General features: G+C 60.6%; 7 protein-coding genes. 4 read left to right on the top strand and 3 right to left on the bottom strand.

The window, feature by feature from the left end; genetic code table 11:
- Positions 1–171 precede the first annotated feature (171 nt).
- Positions 172–1,803: a MobA/MobL family protein gene (locus AAA138_RS09900; protein ID WP_349090679.1), complete on the top strand. Its 1,632-nt coding sequence runs from the start codon at positions 172–174 to the stop codon at positions 1,801–1,803.
- A gap of 176 nt (positions 1,804–1,979) precedes the next feature.
- On the opposite strand, the gene AAA138_RS09895 is transcribed toward AAA138_RS09900, so the two are convergent.
- Together AAA138_RS09895 and AAA138_RS09890 are read right to left on the bottom strand one after the other, a co-directional pair.
- On the bottom strand, positions 1,980–2,252 hold the full coding sequence (locus AAA138_RS09895) for a hypothetical protein (RefSeq protein WP_012814665.1): 273 nt from the start codon (positions 2,250–2,252) through the stop codon (positions 1,980–1,982).
- 5 nt (positions 2,253–2,257) lie between these two features.
- Positions 2,258–2,518 carry a hypothetical protein gene (locus AAA138_RS09890; protein ID WP_158050462.1) on the bottom strand — a complete coding sequence of 87 codons (261 nt, stop codon included), beginning with the start codon at positions 2,516–2,518 and terminating at the stop codon, positions 2,258–2,260.
- Between the two features lie 243 nt (positions 2,519–2,761).
- On the opposite strand from AAA138_RS09890, the gene AAA138_RS09885 reads away from it, so the two are divergent.
- From AAA138_RS09885 to AAA138_RS09875, 3 genes are all read left to right on the top strand, one after another.
- Positions 2,762–4,210, top strand: a complete 1,449-nt coding sequence (locus AAA138_RS09885; protein ID WP_349090678.1) for a helix-turn-helix domain-containing protein — start codon at positions 2,762–2,764, stop codon at positions 4,208–4,210.
- 79 nt (positions 4,211–4,289) lie between these two features.
- Positions 4,290–4,712, top strand: a complete 423-nt coding sequence (locus AAA138_RS09880) for a hypothetical protein (protein ID WP_349090677.1) — start codon at positions 4,290–4,292, stop codon at positions 4,710–4,712.
- A 2-nt stretch (positions 4,713–4,714) separates the two neighbouring features.
- Positions 4,715–5,047 (top strand): hypothetical protein, encoded by a 333-nt coding sequence (locus AAA138_RS09875; protein ID WP_349090676.1) that lies wholly within the window; start codon positions 4,715–4,717, stop codon positions 5,045–5,047.
- A gap of 112 nt (positions 5,048–5,159) precedes the next feature.
- On the opposite strand, the gene AAA138_RS09870 is transcribed toward AAA138_RS09875, so the two are convergent.
- Entirely contained in the window at positions 5,160–5,462 is a 303-nt protein-coding gene (locus AAA138_RS09870) for a hypothetical protein (protein WP_349090675.1), read from the bottom strand.
- Between the last annotated feature and the right edge of the window lie 161 nt (positions 5,463–5,623).

The following is a 5,623-nucleotide window of genomic DNA, read 5'->3' as shown; positions in this document are numbered from 1 at the left end:
TGCGCCGCTGCGCGGGGCTTCTCCGTCGGAACGGTCAGACCGTCCGACTGCGCGACCGCTCCGCAGTCTTGCCATTCGCCCGCAGCGATTCCGGAATCATCGCGGGCTGCGCGATGCCGTCGCGGCGGCGCTCCGGCATCTTGCCAAGGTTCGTCCACGGGAGGTCTGGCGGTGGCCATCTTTCACTGCAACATATCCGTCGCGTCACGCGCCGTCGGCGCGTCCGCCGTCGCTGGTGCCGCATACATATCGCGCTCGGCCATCGAGTTCGAGCGCGAGGGAACCATGTTTGATTTCACCAAAGCCCATAGGCACGAGCGTCTGGTGGCGGATTTGGGAATCGCGCTGCCAGACAACGCGCCGAAGCGGTTCGGCGAGCGCGGTGCGCTGTGGAACGAGGTCGAGCGCGTCGAGAAGAAGGCCGACGCGCAGCTCTGCCGCCGAATCGAGTGGGCGCTGCCCGACGAGCTGCCGGACGACGAGAAAATCAGGCTCGCGAGGAAACACGTGGCGCAGCGCGCAGCCGCCGGCCACGTGGTCGATGCGTGCATCCATTGCAACGTCGACGGAACGAACTGGCACGTGCACGAGCTTGAACCGCTGCGCCCCGTCGGCGAAAACGGGTTCCTCGCAAAATCGGAGAATGTCTACGTGTGCAGGAAGCTCGGCGAGAAAGATGACAGGAAGGCGAGCGCCAAGGAGTTCGCCTTCCTGAAAGCCGAGGGATGGGAAAAGGTCTACAGGTACCGAATCGGCGGCGAAACGCGATGGCTCACGCCGACGGAAGCCGCCGCGCGGGTGCGTGGCAAACTCGGGCAATCGGCAGACCCGGAAGACGTATCCGAGCTGACAAGAAAGAGCAGGCAGGGGCGCAACCCGAAGCAGGAGACGCGATACCTTACCGACTGGAACGAGCCGACCAAGGCCGAGGAATGGCGCTCCGAAATCGCGGCGCTCATAAACGACGCACTCGAAGAGAACGGGTTCGATGGGCGCGTAGACCATAGGAGCTACGAGCGCCAAGGCATCGAGCGCGTCCCGCAGGTGCACGAGGGAAGCCGCGTCCGTGCCATGGAGAACCGCGCCAAGGCCGAAGCCGAAGCGGCGGGGGTCGAATACGAACCCGTGACCCTGCGCGGTGCCCAGAATGCCGAGCGCCGTATGGCGAACGCCGAGATGGCCGAAGCGTCGAGGGAACTCGACATGTGGTGCAGACCGACCGTCATGGACGCGCTGCTGCGCAACCTGCGCGGGCTTTGCCTCTATGCGCTCGATGCCGCCAAGGGGTTCCGCGACTTCAGGAAAAGGCTCAAGGGCTGGGGTGCGGCAACGGCTTGGAAGGGTCGCGACTTCTGGGTCTACGACGAGGACGAACCGCGTGCCGCGTCCCTCATGGCAGACCTCGACCCCAAGCTCGGCGAATATCTTTCCGACAATTCCGCCGAGGTCGAATTAGAACGCATCTCTTGCATGAGGGATGCCTACATCGCCGACGTGAAGCGTCGCGAGAAGGAATACAGGGGCGGCGTGAGCGCGGAATCGCGCGGCGGCGGGTACATGCTCGCCGACATGCCGAAGCTCAAGTTGCCGCGCCCGGCACCGGAAATCGCCGACGATGCTGACGTAAAGCAGGCAATCTCGTCCGCTTGGCAGAGGTGCGACGCGTGGCGGCTGAGCCATGCGAAGGACGCTCCCAAGCCAAAGCCGAGACCGGGCGGCGGTTCCGCTTCGCAACAGCAGACGCAAAGGCGCAAGGAGCAGCCGAGCCACGAGCGGAACCCCAACATCGGGCAGGACAGGTAGCAAGGAAAGGGTCGATGGAGCAGAGCATCCATCGACCCTTTTTCAAGTCTGGTCTATTCGATTGACCGTCGCGTCAATTCCGCAGCCGGTGAACGAGTCGGCTTAGATCCGCGCAAGCGCGGAACACGCCGCCCCGTAGTCACCGCCTGCTACATTGACCCGCCTGCGGCAACCGTTTAAGCCTGTGCGGCAAGATAATAGTCGAGTGCGTCCCTGTAGACCGAAGACGGCTTCACGCCCTTGCTGCGGGCTATCATGGCCACCCTCTGCGTGTCCTTCGCGTCGTAGACTACCGTCACGCGGCGGGTTCCGACCGCGTCGAGGTGCGAGCCGCTGAACACCTTGCCATCGGGTTCCGGCTCGAAGCTGCCGTCTTCGTAGGGCGCGGCCATACGGTCGAGGTCGGCATCGGTGATGCCGTGCTTCGCCATGAAATCGTTCACGTTCATCAAAATCACCTCTCCAAGCCTAGTTCCCTGAGCGTCTTGCCGCTCGGCGGTGTCATCCCGTGGTAGACGAAGAAGTAGTCATCGTCGGCATCGTAGATGTAGACGAGCTCGACCAGCCTGCTGCGGGAGTCCGTGCCGACGGCAATCCACTCGCCCGATTCGCGCTGCTTGTAGCGAATCATCGACCGCATCGCCGCCATCACGTCCGCATCGCTCACCTCGGGGTGCCGCTCGCTGATTCTGGGGTGAACCCCTATCTGGCTCATGCCCGTTCTCCTCTCGATATGATATGAAATCATATCATATCTTTCTATCGGGAGAAATACGCCCGTATTTCAGGGGGTCTTTTCGGCTCTAGGTGTAAAATAAAATCATTGATAATATAACGTGCCTATGAGGGCTTCTGGGATAGGTTCCTAGGGGGCCTTTTTCTCTGGCTCTAGGTGTAAAATTGCAGTATTGATAATATAACGTGCCTATGAGGTTTCCGGGATGGGTTGGTGAGTGGGTTGTCTCTTGAGTCCGTTCTTCTTGAGTACGGGGCTTTCGAGGTCTCGGCCATGGATGTCTACTCCGATATCTTTCAGCTCGGGTACGGGTTCATACAGACCGAAGGGGAGCCAAGCGGTGAGCACAAGGCGAACCCCATCATCGTCGGCTCGTTCGGCGGTCATTACGACGAGGACGGGAAGCTCGAAGGGGACAGGGTTCGCCGTCGCATCCTGTTTGAGGACACGCTCGAGGACACTCTTGCCGAGTTCAGCGATGCGAACTGGGCGATAACGAACGGGCTTACCTACTGGGGCAGGGCGAACACCGCCGATGCGCAGAGCAAGATGTGCGCCCTGATTTTCGACCTCGACGGTCAGGATGACGTTACTCTGCGGAACTTCTTTTACAACTGCCGCAGCGATTACCCCTACTATCCCGATCCGAACTACATCATCCTGAGCGGGCACAATATCCACCTGTACTACGTCCTCGAGGAACCCGCCGACCTTTACCCGAACACCAAAAGCCTGCTGAAGGACATGAAGTACCGCCTGACCGACCAGATGTGGAACAAGTACACATCGAGGGAATGGGAGCACCCGCAGCACCAGGGCATCAACCAAGGGTTCCGCATCATCGGCGGCAAGACCAAGGACGGCGGTACGGTGAGGGCATTCAGGGTCAACACGCATCCGTTCTCGCTCGAAGAGCTAAACGGGTTCCTTCCTCCAGACCAGCAAGTCGACCTATCCAAGAAGTGGAGGGAGACGAGGTACACGCTCGAACAGGCCAAGGAGAAGTTCCCCGAGTGGTACGAGAAGGTCATCGTCAACGGCGGTCATGCCGACGGCTCATGGGATGCCAAGGAAGACCTATACAACTGGTGGCTTCGGAAGATACGCGAGGGCGCATCATACAAGCACAGGTACTTCTGCCTGATGGCTCTGGCGATATACGCCGTGAAGTGCGGCATCACCGACCGCGAGCGCGTCAAGGCGGACATGGATTCGCTGGTGCCGTTCCTGGATTCGGTAGACACCGAGCACCCGTTCGGCAACGACCATGAGGTCGAGAACGCTCTCGAATGCCTCGACCTGCGGTACAAGAAGTTCCCCATCAAGGACTTGGAGAGGATATCGGGAATAGCGATCCCGAAAAACAAGCGGAACTACAGGAAGCAGGCGCAACACATGGCGGTTATGCGGGCGATTCAAGGAGTTACCGACCCAGAGGGGAGCTGGCGGAACAAAGACGGTGCGCCGAAGAAGCGCGAACTAATCCGCGCCTACGCCCGCGAGCATCCGGACGCGAACCACTCTGACATAGCCAAGGCGCTTGGCGTGTCGCGTCCTACCGTCATCAAATGGCTGAGGGGCTGGAAGTGCGACACCGACGGCCTGCCGGATGGCGCATGGTACGAAAACGGGCACGTTCACGTCGATATGACGGAGCCGAAAGCCGATTGATTCTTGCCCGCTTTTCATTTGGGTGATGAAATGGGCTGATACACAGGGTGATACACACCGAGATACACAGGAGATACACGTGCCGCAGAAGATGTTCAGGCTTACAGATGAGCAAATCTGCAAGCTAAAAAAGGTTTCCGAGCTGCGAGGATGTTCCCAAACTGATTTGATTCGCGGGTTCATCGATTCGCTTGACGAGGAGCCGCCTGATACACAGGGTGATACACACCGAGATACACAGGAGATACACGGTGCCGAGCGGTCGAGCGGAGCCGATTCGCCAGCGCTTGCCGCGCTCGTCGAGCAGCTTGCTGTCAAGGATGCTCAGCTCGCCAAGAAGGACGAGCAGATAGCCAAGCTCATGGATGCCGTGGCCGACAGCACCAAGGCCGTGCAGGGCGCTCAGGCGCTCCACCACGAGACCGCCCAGACGCTCGCGCTGGAATCGACCGAGCAGAAGCTGAGCCGATGGCAAAGGCTCAAGAGGGCTTGGAGGGGCTAGCCGTGAAGTGGAACGTATCCGTGCTGCGCAGGTCGGGGGAATGCGAGCGCATCGAGGTGGCTGACTTCGAGCTGTCGGAGTTCTTCAACCGAATCGCGAGCGTCGAGGGAAAGGCGTGGGTTCTGTCGGTCGAGCGCGTCGGCGATGTGGGCGATTCCGCGCTCGTCGAGCCTGACGGCGATGAACTCGTGTCGCAGCTCGGCAAGCGCCGCTGGCGCGTCATGGGAGACCCGGAGGACGGCTGGTGGGTCGAGGTCGATTCGGACGGCAGCGAGCTTCCGGGCGATTGGGAGTATGACCGAAAGGGCGGGTACGTCTACTGCTCGTTCAGCTGATTTGGCACAAATGAACGTCTGAGAGCCGTTTTAAGGCTCTGAAATGTGGCCGCAGGTGGAAGTCTGCGGCCATTTTCTTTTAAGGCCGATTTTGGGCATCTGGCGAGTGCCGCTACACCTGCTGGCGCTTTGCCTTCTCCCACTCGCGAAGGCGCTTGCTCGCCCCATCCGTGTCGAGCGGCTGCGTACCGCACGCCGAAATCTCGTCGGCGTGCCCGGCGATGAGCGCGGCGAGCGCGTTCCAATCGACCGACTTCCAGTCACCGTCCGGGGCCTTCGCCATCAGCAGGCCGCCAGCGACCATGACGGCGTGGTTCCTCGCCTTGCGCTCGGACTTCGCAAGCTCGCGCTTCTTGCGCTGAATCTGCGCTTCGAGCTGCCTTTTGCGTTTTTCCAATTCCTCAAGCGTCGCCATGCGGAACCACCTTGCCCAATCCGTCGAAATTGTCCGCGTCGGCGGCGGCACCGACGCTACCCGTGCATATGGTAGGTCATTTCGCGGCGGCGCGGAATGGCTATAATGTCTTTAGCCCGTAGGGGTAAAGCGCACTTATATGTCACGCCTGCGGCATGACG

Source organism: Collinsella sp. CLA-JM-H32B (assembly GCF_040098065.1).
Classification (GTDB): domain Bacteria; phylum Actinomycetota; class Coriobacteriia; order Coriobacteriales; family Coriobacteriaceae; genus Collinsella.
The sequence above is the reverse complement of the archived record's forward strand: the minus strand, read 5'-3'. Positions and strand labels throughout refer to the sequence as shown.